The sequence below is a fragment of the Kineococcus auxinigenes genome, from assembly GCF_050871525.1.
Classification (GTDB): domain Bacteria; phylum Actinomycetota; class Actinomycetes; order Actinomycetales; family Kineococcaceae; genus Kineococcus.
Window position 1 is genome coordinate 1 of the sequence record NZ_JBKBCT010000089.1, and the last position, 15,423, is coordinate 15,423.

At 76.9% G+C, this 15,423-nt stretch carries 17 protein-coding genes and 1 tRNA gene; 11 read left to right on the forward strand and 7 right to left on the reverse strand.

Going from position 1 to position 15,423, the window contains the following annotated elements; all coding sequences use genetic code 11:
• Positions 1–28 precede the first annotated feature (28 nt).
• Positions 29–184, reverse strand: coding sequence for a hypothetical protein (locus tag ACRYR9_RS17660; RefSeq protein ID WP_432540203.1), 156 nt, complete (start codon positions 182–184; stop codon positions 29–31).
• A gap of 19 nt (positions 185–203) precedes the next feature.
• On the opposite strand from ACRYR9_RS17660, the gene ACRYR9_RS17665 reads away from it, so the two are divergent.
• The 9 genes from ACRYR9_RS17665 (at position 204) to ACRYR9_RS17705 (ending at position 6,297) form a co-directional block, all read left to right on the forward strand.
• Entirely contained in the window at positions 204–620 is a 417-nt protein-coding gene (locus ACRYR9_RS17665) for an FtsB family cell division protein (protein WP_432498268.1), read from the forward strand.
• Positions 617–1,153, forward strand: a complete 537-nt coding sequence (locus ACRYR9_RS17670; RefSeq protein WP_432498271.1) for a DUF501 domain-containing protein — start codon at positions 617–619, stop codon at positions 1,151–1,153. Before ACRYR9_RS17665 ends, ACRYR9_RS17670 begins: the two co-directional genes overlap by 4 nt.
• Positions 1,150–2,124, forward strand: a complete 975-nt coding sequence (locus ACRYR9_RS17675; protein WP_432498273.1) for a Ppx/GppA phosphatase family protein — start codon at positions 1,150–1,152, stop codon at positions 2,122–2,124. Before ACRYR9_RS17670 ends, ACRYR9_RS17675 begins: the two co-directional genes overlap by 4 nt.
• A 78-nt stretch (positions 2,125–2,202) precedes the next feature.
• The gene (locus tag ACRYR9_RS17680) at positions 2,203–2,646 is read left to right on the forward strand and encodes an SRPBCC family protein (RefSeq protein WP_432498275.1); all 444 of its coding nucleotides are present in this window, start codon (positions 2,203–2,205) and stop codon (positions 2,644–2,646) included.
• A 14-nt stretch (positions 2,647–2,660) separates the two neighbouring features.
• Entirely contained in the window at positions 2,661–3,521 is an 861-nt protein-coding gene (locus ACRYR9_RS17685) for a uracil-DNA glycosylase (RefSeq protein ID WP_432509418.1), read from the forward strand.
• Between the two features lie 35 nt (positions 3,522–3,556).
• Positions 3,557–3,640: transfer RNA gene (locus ACRYR9_RS17690), tRNA-Leu, on the forward strand.
• A gap of 93 nt (positions 3,641–3,733) precedes the next feature.
• Positions 3,734–4,540 carry a Bax inhibitor-1/YccA family protein gene (locus tag ACRYR9_RS17695; RefSeq protein WP_432498281.1) on the forward strand — a complete coding sequence of 269 codons (807 nt, stop codon included), beginning with the start codon at positions 3,734–3,736 and terminating at the stop codon, positions 4,538–4,540.
• A 92-nt stretch (positions 4,541–4,632) separates the two neighbouring features.
• Positions 4,633–4,899 (forward strand): hypothetical protein, encoded by a 267-nt coding sequence (locus ACRYR9_RS17700; RefSeq protein WP_432498284.1) that lies wholly within the window; start codon positions 4,633–4,635, stop codon positions 4,897–4,899.
• Positions 4,900–4,932: 33 nt separating this feature from the next.
• A complete protein-coding gene (locus ACRYR9_RS17705) occupies positions 4,933–6,297 on the forward strand; it encodes a cystathionine beta-synthase (RefSeq protein ID WP_432498302.1) in 1,365 nt (454 codons plus the stop codon).
• A 34-nt stretch (positions 6,298–6,331) separates the two neighbouring features.
• Here the strand turns inward: ACRYR9_RS17705 and ACRYR9_RS17710 are convergent, their stop codons facing one another.
• From ACRYR9_RS17710 to ACRYR9_RS17720, 3 genes are read right to left on the reverse strand one after another with little or no spacing between them, the layout of a single operon-like run.
• Positions 6,332–7,567 carry an ABC transporter permease gene (locus ACRYR9_RS17710; protein ID WP_432498304.1) on the reverse strand — a complete coding sequence of 412 codons (1,236 nt, stop codon included), beginning with the start codon at positions 7,565–7,567 and terminating at the stop codon, positions 6,332–6,334.
• Positions 7,567–8,295, reverse strand: a complete 729-nt coding sequence (locus tag ACRYR9_RS17715) for an ABC transporter ATP-binding protein (RefSeq protein ID WP_432498286.1) — start codon at positions 8,293–8,295, stop codon at positions 7,567–7,569. Before ACRYR9_RS17715 ends, ACRYR9_RS17710 begins: the two co-directional genes overlap by 1 nt.
• A gap of 3 nt (positions 8,296–8,298) precedes the next feature.
• Entirely contained in the window at positions 8,299–9,336 is a 1,038-nt protein-coding gene (locus ACRYR9_RS17720; RefSeq protein ID WP_432498288.1) for an efflux RND transporter periplasmic adaptor subunit, read from the reverse strand.
• A 321-nt stretch (positions 9,337–9,657) separates the two neighbouring features.
• On the opposite strand from ACRYR9_RS17720, the gene ACRYR9_RS17725 reads away from it, so the two are divergent.
• A complete protein-coding gene (locus ACRYR9_RS17725) occupies positions 9,658–10,812 on the forward strand; it encodes a Gfo/Idh/MocA family protein (protein ID WP_432498291.1) in 1,155 nt (384 codons plus the stop codon).
• 65 nt (positions 10,813–10,877) lie between these two features.
• Positions 10,878–12,035 (forward strand): dihydrodipicolinate synthase family protein, encoded by a 1,158-nt coding sequence (locus ACRYR9_RS17730; RefSeq protein ID WP_432498308.1) that lies wholly within the window; start codon positions 10,878–10,880, stop codon positions 12,033–12,035.
• Between the two features lie 55 nt (positions 12,036–12,090).
• On the opposite strand, the gene ACRYR9_RS17735 is transcribed toward ACRYR9_RS17730, so the two are convergent.
• From ACRYR9_RS17735 to ACRYR9_RS17745, 3 genes are read right to left on the reverse strand one after another with little or no spacing between them, the layout of a single operon-like run.
• Positions 12,091–13,170 carry a hypothetical protein gene (locus ACRYR9_RS17735; RefSeq protein ID WP_432498293.1) on the reverse strand — a complete coding sequence of 360 codons (1,080 nt, stop codon included), beginning with the start codon at positions 13,168–13,170 and terminating at the stop codon, positions 12,091–12,093.
• Positions 13,167–14,390, reverse strand: a complete 1,224-nt coding sequence (locus ACRYR9_RS17740) for an ATP-binding protein (RefSeq protein ID WP_432498296.1) — start codon at positions 14,388–14,390, stop codon at positions 13,167–13,169. Before ACRYR9_RS17740 ends, ACRYR9_RS17735 begins: the two co-directional genes overlap by 4 nt.
• On the reverse strand, positions 14,387–15,145 hold the full coding sequence (locus tag ACRYR9_RS17745) for a response regulator transcription factor (RefSeq protein WP_432498299.1): 759 nt from the start codon (positions 15,143–15,145) through the stop codon (positions 14,387–14,389). Before ACRYR9_RS17745 ends, ACRYR9_RS17740 begins: the two co-directional genes overlap by 4 nt.
• Positions 15,146–15,423 lie beyond the last annotated feature (278 nt).

Genomic DNA, 15,423 nt, shown 5'->3' on the forward strand with positions numbered 1-15,423 from the left:
CCGCCACCACCGAGTCGTGGTCCTCGCGCTAGAACGCCACACGCACCACCCCGCGCCCGGTGGCGGCCAGCAGCAGCGGCCCCCCGGGCGAGGCCACCGTGCGGTAGGCCACGTCCAGCTGCCCGGCGGCCGCGGCCCGCGGCCGCAGCAGCGCCACCACCACGGCCGCCGACCGCCGCCGCACCCGGGGCCCCCGGGTCCTGGTGCTCAGCGCGCTCGTGCTGGTGCTGGCCGTGTTCCTGCTGCCCAGCTGGCAGAAGTGGCTGGAGCAGCGCTCGGAGATCGGCCGCCTGGAGGCGAGCATCAGCCAGCAGCGCGAGGACCTCGCCGCGGCGCAGGCGCAGGTGGCGCGCTGGGAGGACGACGACTACGTCGTGACGCAGGCGCGCAGCCGCCTGCAGTACGTGCTGCCCGGTGAGACCCCGTACCTGGTCGCCGGCGGCGAGGGCGCCGACGCGGTGGCCCCGGCCGAGGCCGCCGCCGCCGTGGCGGAGTCCTCGGCCGCCTGGTACGAGAACATCTGGGAGTCGCTGCGAGTGGCGAGCACCCCCGGTGCCGCGGACGCCACCACCCCCGGCCTCGCGGACGCCCCGACCACCGACCCCGGAACAGGACGATGAGCAGCCCCACCCCGCACGAGCCCGCGACCGAGGCGGACCTGCAGGGCATCGCCCAGCTGCTGGGGCGGGTGCCGCGCGGGGTCGTCGGCATCGCCCACCGCTGCTCCTGCGGGCGGCCCGAGGTCGTCGAGACCGCCCCGCGCCTGCCCGACGGCACGCCCTTCCCCACCACGTACTACCTCGTCGACCCCTTCGCGGCGTCCGCGATCAGCACCCTGGAGGCCTCCGGCCTCATGCGGGAGATGGGCGAGCGGCTCGCCGCCGACGCGGAGCTGGCCGCCGCCCACGCCGCCGCCCACGAGGACTACCTGCGCCGCCGCGCCGCGCTCGGCGACGCCGACGTCCCCGAGATCGCCGGCGTCTCGGCCGGCGGCATGCCCACCCGCGTGAAGTGCCTGCACGCCCTGGCCGGGCACGCCCTGGCCGCCGGCCCCGGCGTGAACCCCTTCGGCGACGAGACCCTCGAGCGCCTGCGCGCCCTGGGCGGCTGGCCGGCCACCTGCCCGCACGGGCACCTCGACGCGGACGCGTGAGCGTCCAGCGCGTCGCCGCCGTCGACTGCGGCACGAACTCCCTGCGGCTGCTCGTCGCCGACGTCGACACCGCCACCGGGACCCTGCGCGACGTCGAGCGCACGATGCGGGTCGTGCGGCTGGGGCAGGGCGTGGACGCGACCGGCGCCTTCGCCCCCGAGGCGCTGGCCCGCACCTTCGCGGCCGTGGACGAGGCCGCCGACGCCTGCCGGCGGCACGGCGTCGCGCCCGGCGCGGTGCGCTTCGTCGCCACCTCCGCCTCCCGCGACGTCTCCAACCGGGAGGAGTTCGCGGCGGGCGTGCGCACGCGCCTGGGTGTCGACCCCGAGGTGGTCAGCGGGGACGAGGAGGCGCGGCTGAGCTTCACCGGCGCCACCGGTGAGCTCTCCGGCACGGGGCGGGCGCCCTTCCTCGTCGTCGACCTGGGCGGGGGCTCCACGGAGTTCGTCCTCGGCGAGCGCGAGCCGCTGGCGGCGCTGTCGGTGGACGTCGGCTCCGTGCGGCTGACCGAGCGCCACCTGCGCTCGGACCCGCCCACCGCCGAGGAGGTGGCGGCCGCCCGCGCCGACGTGCTCGCGGCCCTGCGGGACGTCGAGCGGGCGGTGCCCCTGGCGCGCACCCGCACCCTCGTGGGCGTCGCCGGCACCACCACGACGATCACCGCCGCGGCGCTGGACCTGCGCGCCTACGAGCCGGGCGTGCTGCACGGCGCCCGGCTGCCGCTCGCCCAGGTCCTGGCCGCGTGCGAGCGCCTCATCGGCGCCCCGCGCGCCGAGCGCGCCGCGATGCCGTTCCTGCACCCCGGCCGCGTGGACGTCATCGCCGCGGGCGCGCTGGCGTGGCGCACGGTGCTGGAGCACCTGGCGCAGGTGGCGGGGGTGACGGAGGTCGTCACCAGCGAGCACGACCTCCTGGACGGCACCGCGCTGTCCGCCGCGCAGCGGGTGGTGGCGGGCGGGTCCGGGGTGTGACGCACCGCACGCACCGGCCGCCTGCGCGGCTGTGCGCTCGCCGTGCGGCGGGTGCGCCGGCGCTGGCAGGCTGAGGTGATGAGCACCGTCAGCGCGACGACCACCCGGCGCATCGACGCCCCCGCCGATCAGGTCCTGGCCGCCCTCGCCGACTACACCGGCACGCGCCCGCGCCTGCTGCCCGGGCAGTTCAGCGACTACGAGGTGCTCTCCGGCGGCCACGGGCCCGGAACGCAGGTGCGCTGGAAGCTGCACGCCACGAAGAAGCGGGTGCGCGACGTGCTGGCCGACGTCAGCGCCACCGACAAGCACGGGCTGGTGGAGAAGGACCGCAACTCCTCGCTGGTGACGACCTGGCGGGTGGAGGCCGACGGGCCGGACGCCGCCGAGGTCGTGGTCACCCACCAGTGGCAGGGGGCCGGCGGCGTCGGCGGCTTCTTCGAGCGCACCTTCGCCCCCCGCGGGCTGGACCGCATCTACGGCGAGCTGCTGGACAACCTCGCCGTCGACGTCGCCCGCTGAGCGTGTCGGCCGACGTGCCGGCGCCCGCGCGGTCCGGGGCGGTGGACCTGCCGCACCCGGCCACCGGTGCGCCGTTCGCCTCACCGGTTCCCCCGGGCACCGGCTGGCCGGGGGACCCCTCCACCCCCGGCACGCCGGTCGCGCACGACGCCGCCCGGGTGCGCGACCTGGCCGCCGCGGCGGGCGGGGCGCGGGAGGTGGTGGCCCGCTCGTGCGTGTGCCGGGCCTGCCCGCGCCTGGTCCGCTGGCGCGAGGAGGTGGCCCGCACCCGGCGCCGCGCGTACCGCGAGGAGCCGTACTGGGGCCGGCCGGTGCCCAGCCTGGGCGTGGACGAGCCGCGCGTCCTGGTGGTGGGCCTGGCGCCCGCCGCCCACGGCGGCAACCGCACCGGGCGCATGTTCACCGGTGACCGCTCCGGCGACTGGATCATCGCCGCGCTGCACCGCGCCGGGCTGGCCTCGCAGCCCGCGTCCGTGCACGCCGCCGACGGCCTGGAGCTGATCGGCACCCGCATCGTGGCGCCCGTGCGCTGCGCACCCCCGGACAACAAGCCCACGCCCGGCGAGCGGGACACCTGCGCCGGCTGGCTGGACGCGGAGCTGGCCGCGCTCGCCCCGCACGTGCGGGTGGTCCTGGCGCTGGGGGGCTTCGCCTGGTCGGCGACCCTGGGGGCCGCCCGCCGCGCCGGGTGGGCGGTGCCGCGCCCGCAGCCGCGCTTCGGGCACGGCGCCGAGGCCGACCTGGGCGCACCCGCGGGCCCCGTCCGCCTGGTGGGCAGCTACCACGTCAGCCAGCAGAACACCTCCACCGGCCGGCTCACCGCGGCCATGCTGGACGCCGTGGTGGCCCGGGTCGCGACGCTGGGCGCGGGCTGAGCCGGCCCGGTGGCTACCCTGCTGCCGTCGTCCCCGCCCGGGTGGCGTAACTGGCAGGCGCACGGGGCTTAAACCCCCGGGCCGTTCGCGGCGTGCGGGTTCGAGTCCCGTCCCGGGTACCGCGCGGCGCTCCCGGTGGTGCCGGGAGCGCCGGGAACGCCCGTGCCCGGCGGTGCGTTGAACCGGCAACGACTCGCCCCCAGGAGGGAGCCATGCAGAGCAAGAACCCGGTCTTCGCCCGGAGCAACGAGTTCAAGAACGGTGGGTACGCCACCTTCGGCCCGGCCGGCACCGCGCCCGCGGACGCCTCGGTGAGCACGCTGGAGGACTGGTACCGCAAGCCGTCCGCCACCCCGGTGCAGTCGCGCCGGATGACTCTGGACGACGTCGTGGTGCGCACCGCGATGCTCGGTGGCGTCCTCGCGCTGGGCGCGGCGGGCGCCTGGTTCGCGAACGTCGGGCTGGGCCTGGCCATCGGCGCCGCGCTCGTCGGGTTCGTGCTGGCGATGTGGGCGCAGCTGTCCAAGAAGGTCCGCCCGGGCGTCATGTTCGCCTACGCGGCCGTCGAGGGCGTGTTCGTGGGGGCCATCTCCCACGCGTACTCCACCTTCTACGACGGCATCGTCGGGCAGGCCGTGCTCGGCACCCTGGGCGCCTTCGCGGCGATGCTGCTCGCCTACAAGACGGGCATCATCCGCAACAGCCCGAGGTTCACCAAGGTCCTGACGATCGCGGGCCTGGGCTACCTGGTCTTCGGCCTGGTCAACCTCGGCTTCGCCGTGTTCGGCGGCACCAGCGTCTACTCGGGCGGGGGCCTGCTGCCGATCCTCGTCAGCGGCTTCGGCGTCGTGCTGGCCTCGCTGTTCCTGGTGCTGGACTTCGACTACGTCGAGCAGGGCGTGCGCAACGGCCTGCCCGTCGACGAGTCCTGGCGCGCGGCCTTCGGCCTGGTGGTCACCCTCGTGTGGCTGTACCTGGAGATCCTGCGCCTCATCGCGATCCTGCGCGGCGACGACTGAGCGCGCACCGCACGCCCGACGAGCTCGGCGCGCCGGCCCCCGCGGCCGTGCGCGCCGAGCTCTCGCGCGTCCTGGCACTGCAGGCGGACCGGGTGCGCTCCACGCCCCTGTCCCAGCTGGACCGCGCCCGCCAAGGTGCCGACGTCACCCGCGCTGAGCTGGTGCGCCGCACGGCGCAGGTCCTGGCCGACCTGGCGGCCGACGCCGAGGGGCGCCCCCGGCGCGAGCTGCCGCACCTGGCGCTGCACGGGCTGGGCGACCAGCTCGCCGTCACGGGTGCCGACGTCCTCGCCCACGGCGACCCGCCGGCGCTCGCCGCCGCGCTGGAGGCCGTCCTGGAGCTGCGCCGCGGTCTGTGAGCCGAGGGCGGGGCGGTGGGCGAGAATGGCGCCATGCGCTACGCCGAGTCCGTCGTCGACCTCGTGGGCGGGACACCGCTCGTCAAGCTCAACCGCGTCACCGAGGGCCTCGCCTGCACCGTCCTGGCGAAGGTGGAGTACCTCAACCCGGGCGGCTCGGTGAAGGACCGCGTCGCCACCCGCATGGTGGACGCCGCCGAGGCCGAGGGTGCGCTGAAGCCGGGCGGCACCATCGTGGAGCCCACCAGCGGCAACACCGGCGTGGGCCTGGCCCTGGTCGCCCAGCAGCGCGGCTACCAGTGCGTGTTCGTCTGCCCCGACAAGGTCGGCGCCGACAAGCGCAACGTCCTGCGGGCGTACGGCGCGGAGGTCGTGGTCTGCCCCACGGCGGTGCCGCCGGAGGACCCGCAGTCGTACTACTCGGTCTCCGACCGCCTGGTGCGCGAGATCGAGGGTGCCTGGAAGCCCAACCAGTACGCCAACCTCAACGGCCCGCGCAGCCACTACGAGACCACCGGCCCGGAGATCTGGGCCGACACCGACGGGCGCGTCACCCACTTCGTGGCGGGCGTGGGCACCGGCGGCACCATCAGCGGCACCGGCCGCTACCTCAAGGAGCAGGGCCCCGTGCGCGTCATCGGCGCCGACCCGGAGGGCTCGGTGTACTCCGGCGGCACCGGGCGCCCCTACCTCGTGGAGGGCGTGGGGGAGGACTTCTGGCCCACCGCCTACGACCCCTCGGTCCCCGACGAGATCATCGCCGTCTCCGACGCGGAGTCCTTCCAGATGACGCGCCGCCTGGCGCGCGAGGAGGGTCTGCTGGTGGGCGGCTCGTGCGGCATGGCGGTCGTGGCGGCCCTGCGCGCGGCGAAGGACCTCGGGCCCGACGACGTGGTGGTCGTGCTGCTGCCCGACGGCGGCCGCGGTTACCTCGGCAAGATCTTCAACGACGACTGGATGGCCTCCTACGGCTTCCTCGACTCCTCCGAGGGCGGCACCGCCGGAGACGTCCTGCGGGCCAAGTCGGCCGGGCTGCCGGCGCTGGTGCACACCCACCCCACCGAGACGGTGCACGACGTCATCGAGATCATGCGCGAGTTCGGCGTCTCCCAGCTGCCCGTGGTGGGTGCCGAGCCGCCCGTCATGGCCGGTGAGATCGCCGGGGCGGTCACCGAGCGCGACCTGCTGGACCGGTTGTTCAACGGCACGGCGAAGATGTCCGACGCCGTCTCCTCGCACCTGGGCCCGGCGTTGCCGCTGGTCGGGGCGGGGCAGTCGGTGGAGGAGGCCCGCGAGGTCCTCGCCCGCGCCGACGCCGCCGTGGTCGTCGAGGACGGCAAGCCCGCCGGCGTCATCACCCGCCAGGACCTGCTGGCGTACCTGGCCACCCGCCACTGAGAGCCACCCGCTGCTGAGCGTCCGGACCGGACGCTCAGTAGCGGATGGCGTCGATGACCTTCGCCCGCACCGCCATCGTGGCCGGCACGATCCCCGCCAGCGCCCCGACCGCCGTGGCGGCCAGCAGTCCCTCCACGGCCGCGGAGACGGGGAACGGCGGGACGTCCTGCAGCGCCGTGCCCACCGGCAGGACCGCCTCCAGCGGGAAGTTCGACACCAGCAGGACCGAGGCGCCCACCGCCAGCACGCCGGCGACGAAGGTGGCCGCCACGCTCTCGAGCAGCACCGCGAAGAACACCCGGCCGCCGGTGGCGCCGAAGCTGCGGCGCACGCCGATCTCCCGGATGCGCTGGCGCACGGTCACCAGGCCGACGTTGAGCACGCCGATGCCGCCGAGGACGAGGGCGAAGACACCCACCCCGCGCACTCCGTAGGCGAGGACGAGGTCGACGACGCCGAGGGCCTCGCCCGCGTCGGAGCGGTAGGCGCTCACGTAGTACCCCGGCAGGCTGCTCTCGAGCTCGGACTGCAGCACGGCCACGAGCGCCTCCGCGTCCGCGTCGGGCACCCACAGCTCCAGGGTGGGCGGTCCGCTCATCGCCGGGTCGATCAGCCCCCACGCCTGCGCGGCGGAGTTCAGCACGTACGCGGCGGGCAGCTCCGGGTCGGAGTAGGGCACCTCCATGACCCCCACGAGCGTGGCGGTCACCGGCCGGTCACCGCCGAGCGCGACCGTCGTCGGTACCCGCTCGTCGAACCCGCCGAGGAGGTCGGCGAACGCCTCGTTCACGACCAGGCGGGGCGAGTACGCCGCGTCGTCACCGGCGTCCAGGAACCGCCCCTCGTCCGTGAGCGCGCGGTGCATGGTGCCGTAGTTCGGGTCCACCGCGGAGAAGGTGACCAGCTGCGCACCGGAGGGGAAGCGCACCGTCATCTGCCCGGAGCCCTGCGAGACGAAGCCCGACCAGGTGATCTCGTGCCGCTCGGCCGCCTCGCGCATCGCCCGCACGGCCGTCTCGGCGCTCTGCGCGGTCGTCGGGGCGGTCATGGGGGAGGCGGACACCTGCAGCGTCGCCGCGCGGCCCGAGGACCGTTCGGTGCTCTCCAGCATCATCTGCCGGCCCATGTTCCCGGCCGCGGTGATGGTGGTCATCGCGAACACCGCCAGGAACACCCCGACGAGGGAGAGCACCACGCGGGTGCGGTGCACCCGCAGCTCGCCCCACGCCTCGGTGACCGCGGCCACCGGCCCCAGCAGCCAGCGGCCCATCACACCGTCTCCCGGTGCGCGGTGGCGGCGGCCACGGCCTCGCGGGTGATCTCGCTGAGCACGCCGTGGTCGAGGCGGAACTGCCGGTCGGCGCGGGCGGCGACCGACAGGTCGTGGGTGATGGTGACCAGGGTGGTGCCGTCCACGCGCACGAGCTCCTCCAGGACGTCCATGACGGCCGATCCGGTGTCCACGTCCAGGGCGCCGGTGGGCTCGTCGGCCAGCAGCACGCGGGGCCGGCGCACCAGGCTGCGGGCCAGGGCGACGCGCTGCTGCTCGCCGCCGGAGAGCTTCTCCGGCATGGTGTCCAGCCGCCCGCCCAGGCCGACCCGCTCGAGCATGGCGCGGGCGGTGCGCTTGCGGGCCAGGAACTCCCGGCCGGAGGCGTACAGCAGCGGGGAGGCGACGTTCTCGGTGGCGGTGCGCCCGGGCAGCAGGTTGAACTGCTGGAACACGAAGCCGAACGTCTCCCCCCGCAGGCGGGCGGTGCGGCGCGCGGACAGCCCGCTCACGGGCCGCCCGTCCAGCAGGTACTGCCCGGAGGTGGGGGAGTCCAGCAGGCCGATGATGTTCAGCAGGGTCGACTTGCCGGAGCCGGAGCGGCCGACCACGGCGACGTGCTCGCCGGCGGCGATCTCCAGGTCGACGCCGGTGAGGATGCGCAGGGTGCTGCCGTCGGGCAGGGCGACGGATCGGCTGACCTGCTGCAGGGACAGCGTGGCGGTCATCGCTCAGTACCCCCCGTACGTCCCGCCGGCGGCGTAGGGGTCGCTGAGCTGGTCGCTGCCGGGCGCGAACTGCAGGACCTGCGCGCCCTCCTCGAGCCCGCCGGTGACCTCGACGTTCGTGCCGTCGGTGAGGCCGAGGGTCACCTCGGTCTCGGTCTGCGCGCCGGTCTCGTCGGTGACCCAGACGGTGCCCGTGCCGACGCGCCCGCGCACGGCGGTCACGGGCACCAGCAGCACCCCGGTGGCGGAGCCTGCGGTGACGTCGACGGTGGCCGACAGCCCGGCGAAGACCTGCACGCCGTCGGGCACCCGGCACGAGACGGTGGCGCCGGTGGTGGACTGCGCGGGGTCGGCGTAGGGGTCGACGTAGCCGCCGGTGGGGTCGGGTGCGGTGGTGGACGCCTCGGGGGTGCCGGTGCGCAGGCCCGTGCACTCGAAGGTGTCCGGGCCGCCGGGGACGGTGACCCGCGCGGTCGTGGGCGGGGCCAGCAGCCGGAACTGCTGCTCCTGGGTCAGCGGTGCGGAGACGCTGAGGGTGCCGGGGGAGACGGTGGCGACCTCCTGACCGACGCTGACCTGCTGCTGGGGCAGGACGTCGAGCGTGGCCAGGGTGCCGGGCCCGGGGGCGGTCACGGTGACCGTCCGGGTGCGGGGGGCGGCGGGGGCGGGGGCGGCGGCGGGGTCGGCCGCCGCGGGTGCCGCGGCGGTCTCCTCCACGGGCACGAGCACGGTGAACAGCGGGGTGCCCTTCTCCACGGCCTGACCGACCTCGGCGCGCACCCTGCCGACCTCGCCCGCCGCGGTGGACTTCACGGTGGTCGAGGGGTCGGCGGCGACGGCGCCGGTGAGGGAGACGGTGTTGACCACGTCGCCGCGCACGACCGGTGCCGTGGCGGGCTCCAGGACCGCGGAGGGACTGGCGGCGGCCTCGCGCTCGGCGGCCGCACCGCGGCCGAACGCCAGCCACAGCAGGGCGACGGCGATGGCCGCCCACACCACCAGGCGCAGGGCGGGGAACACGATCGTGCGGAAGACGCCCACGCGCCCACCTCCGGATGGTCCTGGGGGGTGCTGCGTGGTGCGTCGAAGGAGAGCGTCGAGAACCGTGCCGCCGATCCCCCGAGCGGTTGGCAGTGCGGCGAACCTAGCAGCGCCGGTGCGCGCGCTGTGCGCCTTCCCGGGAACGCCGCACCGCCGGCGTGTGGAGGTTTCGAGGTGGTGCGGGGCTCAGGGAGGAGGCGGTCGCCGACGGCCCGTCGGCCGGAGGTCCTTGCACGCGGGCGGGTCGGGGGCCTAGCCTCAGGCAAGCGCTTTCCAGACGCCCCGACGAGGGGCGCGACCCGGTGAGGAGGAGGAGCAGCGATGACGCAGCGCCTCGGAGTGGTGATGAACGGCGTCACGGGACGCATGGGCTACCGGCAGCACCTGGTGCGCTCGGTCCTGGCGATCCGCGAGCAGGGAGGGGTGGAGCTCTCCGACGGCAGCCGCGTGCAGCTCGAGCCCCTGCTCGTGGGCCGCAACGAGACCAAGCTGCGCGAGATCGCGCAGCGGCACGGCCTGGAGCGCTGGACGACCAGCCTCGAGGACGCGCTGGCCGACGACGACTACCCGGTCTACTTCGACGCGCAGCTCACCGCGGTGCGCGAGCGCTCGATCCTCGCCGCCGTCGCGGCCGGCCGGCACGTCTACACCGAGAAGCCCACCGCCGAGAGCGTCGAGGCCGCCGTGCGCCTGGCGGACGCCGCCGCCGCCGCCGGCGTCAAGAACGGCGTCGTGCACGACAAGCTCTTCCTGCCGGGCCTGCGCAAGCTCAAGCGCCTGGTCGACTCCGGTTTCTTCGGGGAGATCCTCTCCGTGCGCGGCGAGTTCGGCTACTGGGTCTTCGAGGGCGACTGGCAGCCCGCCCAGCGACCCAGCTGGAACTACCGCGCCGAGGACGGCGGCGGCATCGTCGCCGACATGTTCTGCCACTGGAACTACGTCCTGGAGCAGATCATCGCCCCGGTCGAGGCCGTCACCGCCCGCGCCGTCACCCACGTGCCCGTGCGCCACGACGAGAACGGCGAGGCGTACAAGGCCACCGCCGACGACGCCGCCTACGCCATCTTCGAGCTGGAGGGCGGGATCATCGCCCAGCTGAACTCCTCCTGGGCGGTGCGCGTGGACCGCGACGAGCTCGTCGAGTTCCAGGTCGACGGCACCGCCGGCAGCGCCGTCGCCGGGTTGTTCGGCTGCCGCGTCCAGCCGCGCAGCGCCACCCCGCGCGCGGTGTGGAACCCCGACCTGCCCGAGCAGCACCGCTACCGCGACGACTGGCTGGAAGTCCCCGACAACGAGCCCGGCGGTTTCGACAACGGGTTCAAGGTGCAGTGGGAGCAGTTCGTCCGCCACGTCGTCGAGGACGCCCCCCACCCGTACGACTTCGCCTCCGGCGCGCGCGGCGTCCGCCTGGCCGAGGCCGGCCTGGCCTCCTCCGCGCAGGGCCGGCGCATCGAACTGGCGGAGCTGGCCCTGTGAGCGCCCCCGCCGAGGCGCGCCCGGCCACCGCCGCGGGGCGGCGCACCACCGGCACCGTGCTGCGGCTGCCGCGGCGCAGCGCCGGCGGCGGGGTCGAGGTCGTCGAGCACGCCGTGCACGAGCCCGTCGCGTGGGAGGTCCCCGACGGCCCGGCCACCAGCCGGATCGCGTTCGCCGCCGCCCACGTCGTGCCGCGCACCGGTTCCGAGACGGTGCCCGGCGCGCCGGCGGACCTTGACTGGGAGGCGACCCTGGCCTTCCGGCACCGCCTGTGGAGCCTGGGCCTGGGCGTGGCCGAGGCCATGGACACCGCCCAGCGCGGCATGGGCCTGGACTGGGCCGCCACGGCGGAGCTGGTGCGCCGCAGCGCGTCCGAGGCCGCGGCCGTGGGCGGGCGCATCGCCGCCGGTGCCGGCACCGACCAGCTCGCCCCCGGCGTGCACCCGGTCGCGGACGTCGTCGCCGCCTACGAGGAGCAGATCGCCGTCGTCGAGGACGCCGGCGCCCAGGTCATCCTCATGGCCAGCCGGCACCTGGCCGCCAGCGCCCGCAGCGTCGAGGACTACGCCGCCGTGTACGGGCGGCTGCTGGCACAGGTGCAGCGCCCCGCGGTGCTGCACTGGCTGGGGGAGGTGTTCGACCCCGCGCTGGCCGGCTACTGGGGCTCGCGCGACGTCGCGGCGGCCACCGACGCGTTCGTCGAGCTCGTCCACGCCCACGCCGACAAGGTCGACGGGGTGAAGGTCTCGCTGCTGGACGCCGGGCACGAGCGCGAACTGCGCCGCCGGCTGCCGGCCGGGGTGCGCCTGTACACCGGCGACGACTTCAACTACCCGGAGCTCATCGCCGGCGACGGCGAGCACCGTTCCGACGCCCTGCTGGGCATCTTCGCCGGCATCGCCCCGGCCGCCGCCGCCGCGCTCGCCCGGCTGGACGCCGACGACACCGCGGGGTTCCACGCGGCGCTGGACCCCACGCTGCCGCTGGCCCGGCACGTCTTCGGCGCACCCACTCCCTACTACAAGGCGGGCATCGCGTTCCTGAACTGGCTCGACGGCCGCCAGGACGGGTACGCCATGGTCGGCGGGCTGCACTCCGCGCGCAGCGCGGTGCACCAGGCCGAGACGTTCCGGCTGGCCGACGAAGCCGGTGTGCTGGCCGACCCCGAGCTGGCCGCGCGCCGGCTGCGCGGCTACCTGGCCGTGCACGGCTTCGAGGCCTGAGCAGCGGCCCGGCCCGGGCGCCGACCGGCCCGCCACCTGCCGGGTGGCGGGCCGGTCAGCGTGCGCGCAGCTCCGCCCACAGCGACCCGCCGACCGCGTCGACGTCCACGTCGACCCCCAGGTCCGCCGGCAGGCGCGCGCCCAGCGCCCACGCCACGGCCGCGGTGGTCGGCGGTGCCGCCTCCACCGCGAGGGTGGCCACCCGCCCGTCCGGCGGCAGCCGCAGCGTGACGGTGCCCTCGGCGCACGCGGGCAGCACCGTCGCCAGCACCCGGCGGACCCCCGCCAGGAACTCCTCGTCGCCGCCGCGCACCGCGCGGTCGTCGACCACGTCGACCACGCACCCGCGGGCCCTGGCCGCGCGCAGCCGGGCCCGGACCTCCTCGTCCAGCAGGGCCCGGGCGCGCAGGTCGTCGCGCAACCCGCGCTCGAGGGCCACCGCGGAGCGCGGCAGCAGCGCCCAGCCGTCGTCGTCGGCCGGGTCGCAGGTCGCGACCCGGTGCAGCAGCGGCAGGGCCCCCAGGTCCAGGTCCGCGCGGCGCCGCGCCGCGCTGGCGGCCCGGGCGGCCGCCGCGGCCTCGGCCGCCGCCGACCGGGAGGCCGCCGCCTCGTAGCGCTCGACCTCGCGGGTGGTCCGGTCGAAGAGCGCCCGCACGCCCACGGCCGCGCTGAACCACAGCAGCGCCGGCTGCTCCAGCGCGGCGATCCACGCCCAGGGGTCCGGCACCCCGGCGCGCAGCACGAGCGCGGCCACCACGGTCGCCGAGGCGACCTCGGCCGCCAGGGCCGCCGCGCGGTGCCGGCGCACCACCAGGGCGACCACCAGGACCTGCGTGGCACCGGGCCACCAGTTCGCGTACGTGCGCCACGCCTCCACCGGCAGCCACGGCATGACCGCCAGGCCGGACAGCGGCACGACGGCCGCCGCCGCCCACGCCGGCCCGGCGCGCAGCCGCGTCGGCCCGCCCAGCAGCGGGCGCAGCAGCGCCGCGGACACCCCGAGGACGACGGCGACCGCCAGCAGGGACAGCACCGGGAACCGGTGCACGCGCACCGACAGCAGCGCCGGCAGCGGCGCGTGCGAGAGCAGCCACAGCCCGGCCCCCACGGCGCAGGCGCGCTTGACGTCCCTCACCGGGCGGCCCCGCGCCGCGCGCCGCGCACGAGCGGGGCCGGCGGTGCGGCCACCGGCACGCACAGCAGGGCGCAGGTGCCGGTGCCCGGCCAGGACCGCAGGTGCACGTCCCCGTCCACGGCGCGCACCCGCCCGCGCACCGACACCGCCAGGCCCAGCCGCCAGGCGCCCGGCGCGCCGGCCCGGAACCCCCGTCCCGCGTCGCGCACCTCCACCAGCAGCCGCTCACCGGCCGCACCGGTGCGCAGGCGCCCGCGCAGCCGCACCGGTGGCACGCTGCCCGGTGCGCCGTGCCGCACGGCGTTGCGCACCAGTTCGGTGGCCGCGGTCAGCAGCGCCTCGGCCGCCTCCGGGTCCACCGCGGTCTCCCCGTCCGGTCCACCCGCGGGCGCCGGGCCGTCCAGCACGGCGCCGGGGTGCAGCGCCAGCGCCGCCCCGGCCACCGCCTCCCAGACCCGGCTCACCGGCACCTGGGCCGACGCCGCGGCGCCGGGCCCCTGCTCGCCCTCCACGCGCACCAGGGCCGCGCGGGCCGCGCACCGCGCCTCGGCGCGCCCGGCGGCGTCCTGCGCCTGCGCCGTCGTCGTCAGGGCGGCCAGCACGTCGTCGTGGACGATGGCGTCCCAGCGCGCGTTCTCGAGCTCCTCGGCGCGCGCGGCGGCCTCGCGCACCGCGGCCTCCTCCGCCAGCACCCGCGCCCGCTCCACCCGGGCCCCCGAGGAGCGGACCGCCGCCACCGCCACCCACGCCGCCGGGACGACCACGAGCACCAGCAGCGCGTCCAGCACGAACGCGACCGGCGGCACCGCCCACGCCCCGCTCGCCTGCACCAGTGCACGCAGCCCCACGTGGACCAGCCCCAGCCCCGTCGCCGTGCCCAGCCCGGCGGCCACCGCGCCCGCGCCCACCGTCAGCGGTGACAGGGACAGCACCCACGGCGCCTGCTCGACGCGCCCGGGCGCCGCGAGCACCCACGTCACCAGGGCGGCGTCGCCGGCGACGACCAGCGCCCACGGCAGCCACGGGCGGGGCCGGCCGTGCGCGGCCTGGGCCAGCAGCAGCACCAGGAGCACCCCGTAGGCGGCCACGACCGGCACCGCCCACGCCCGGGGCGGCCGCGGCCCGTGCACGGTGCTGCCGGAGACCACCGTCGGCACCAGCGACAGCACCGCCAGCGCCAGCACCAGGGCGACGAGGCGGTGGCCGCTGCGCGCCGTCACCGGCCCGGCGGCGGACCGCCCGCGTCGGCCGGCCGCTCACCCGGCGGGGTGCGGGGCACCACCGGGGTGCCCAGGGGCGTGAGCACGCCGTCCTCCACGGCTCGCCGGTACAGCTCCATGCGGGTGTAGGCGGGGCGGTCCAGGGCGGCGTACTTCGCGCGGATGCGCTTGAGGTAGCTCTTCGCGGTCTCCAGCGTCACGCCCAGCCGCAGCGCCACCGAGCGCGCCGGCATCCCACCGGCGTACAGCTCCAGGACGCGGCGCTCCTGCGGGGACAGGTGCCCGGCGAGGTCGGCGTCGACCTGCAGGGCCGCGGCGGTCTCCGCCGACGGCAGCGTCTCGCCGTCGGCGACGGAACGCAGCGCGGCGGCCAGGGTGGCCACCGGGCGGTCCTTGAGCAGCACCCCCTGCGCGCCGGCGTGCAGCGCCTCGGACGCCTCGGCGTGCTGGCGGCCCTCGGTGTAGACCAGCACCCGGCACCCCGCACCCACCAGTGCCGCCACGTTGCCGCCCGGGCGCGAGCCGTCCCCCAGGCGCAGGTCCAGCAGGACGACCGCCGGAGCGGCCTCGCCGGCGGCGCCGAGGGCGTCGAGCAGGTCCGGCACGGTGGGGGCGGTCGCGGCGAGGTGCACGCCGTGCCCGGCCAGCTCCACGCGCAGGCCCGTCAGCAGCGCGGGGTGGTCGTCCACCGCGGCGACGCGCAGCGCCTGCTCGCGGGACGGCTCCGGGGCGCCGTGCGCGGGGTCGTGGTCCACTCGGGTGACCTCCTTCGACAGCGGAGCCTAGCCAGCGCAGCGCGCCGCGCCCCCGAAAGGGGGGCTCCACAGCCCTCCCCGGCCACCGCGCGCTCCGGGACGATCCCCGGGCGCGCCCCGCCGGGGGGACGGGGCGTCGTGGTTCCGGGGGAGCCGCGGACGCACCGGGGGGGGGGGGGGGGGGGGGGGGGGGGGGGGGGGGGGGGGGGGGGGGGGGGGGGGGGGGGGGGGGGGGGGGGCGGGGGGGGGGGGCGGGGGGGCGTTTGGGGGGGGGCTGG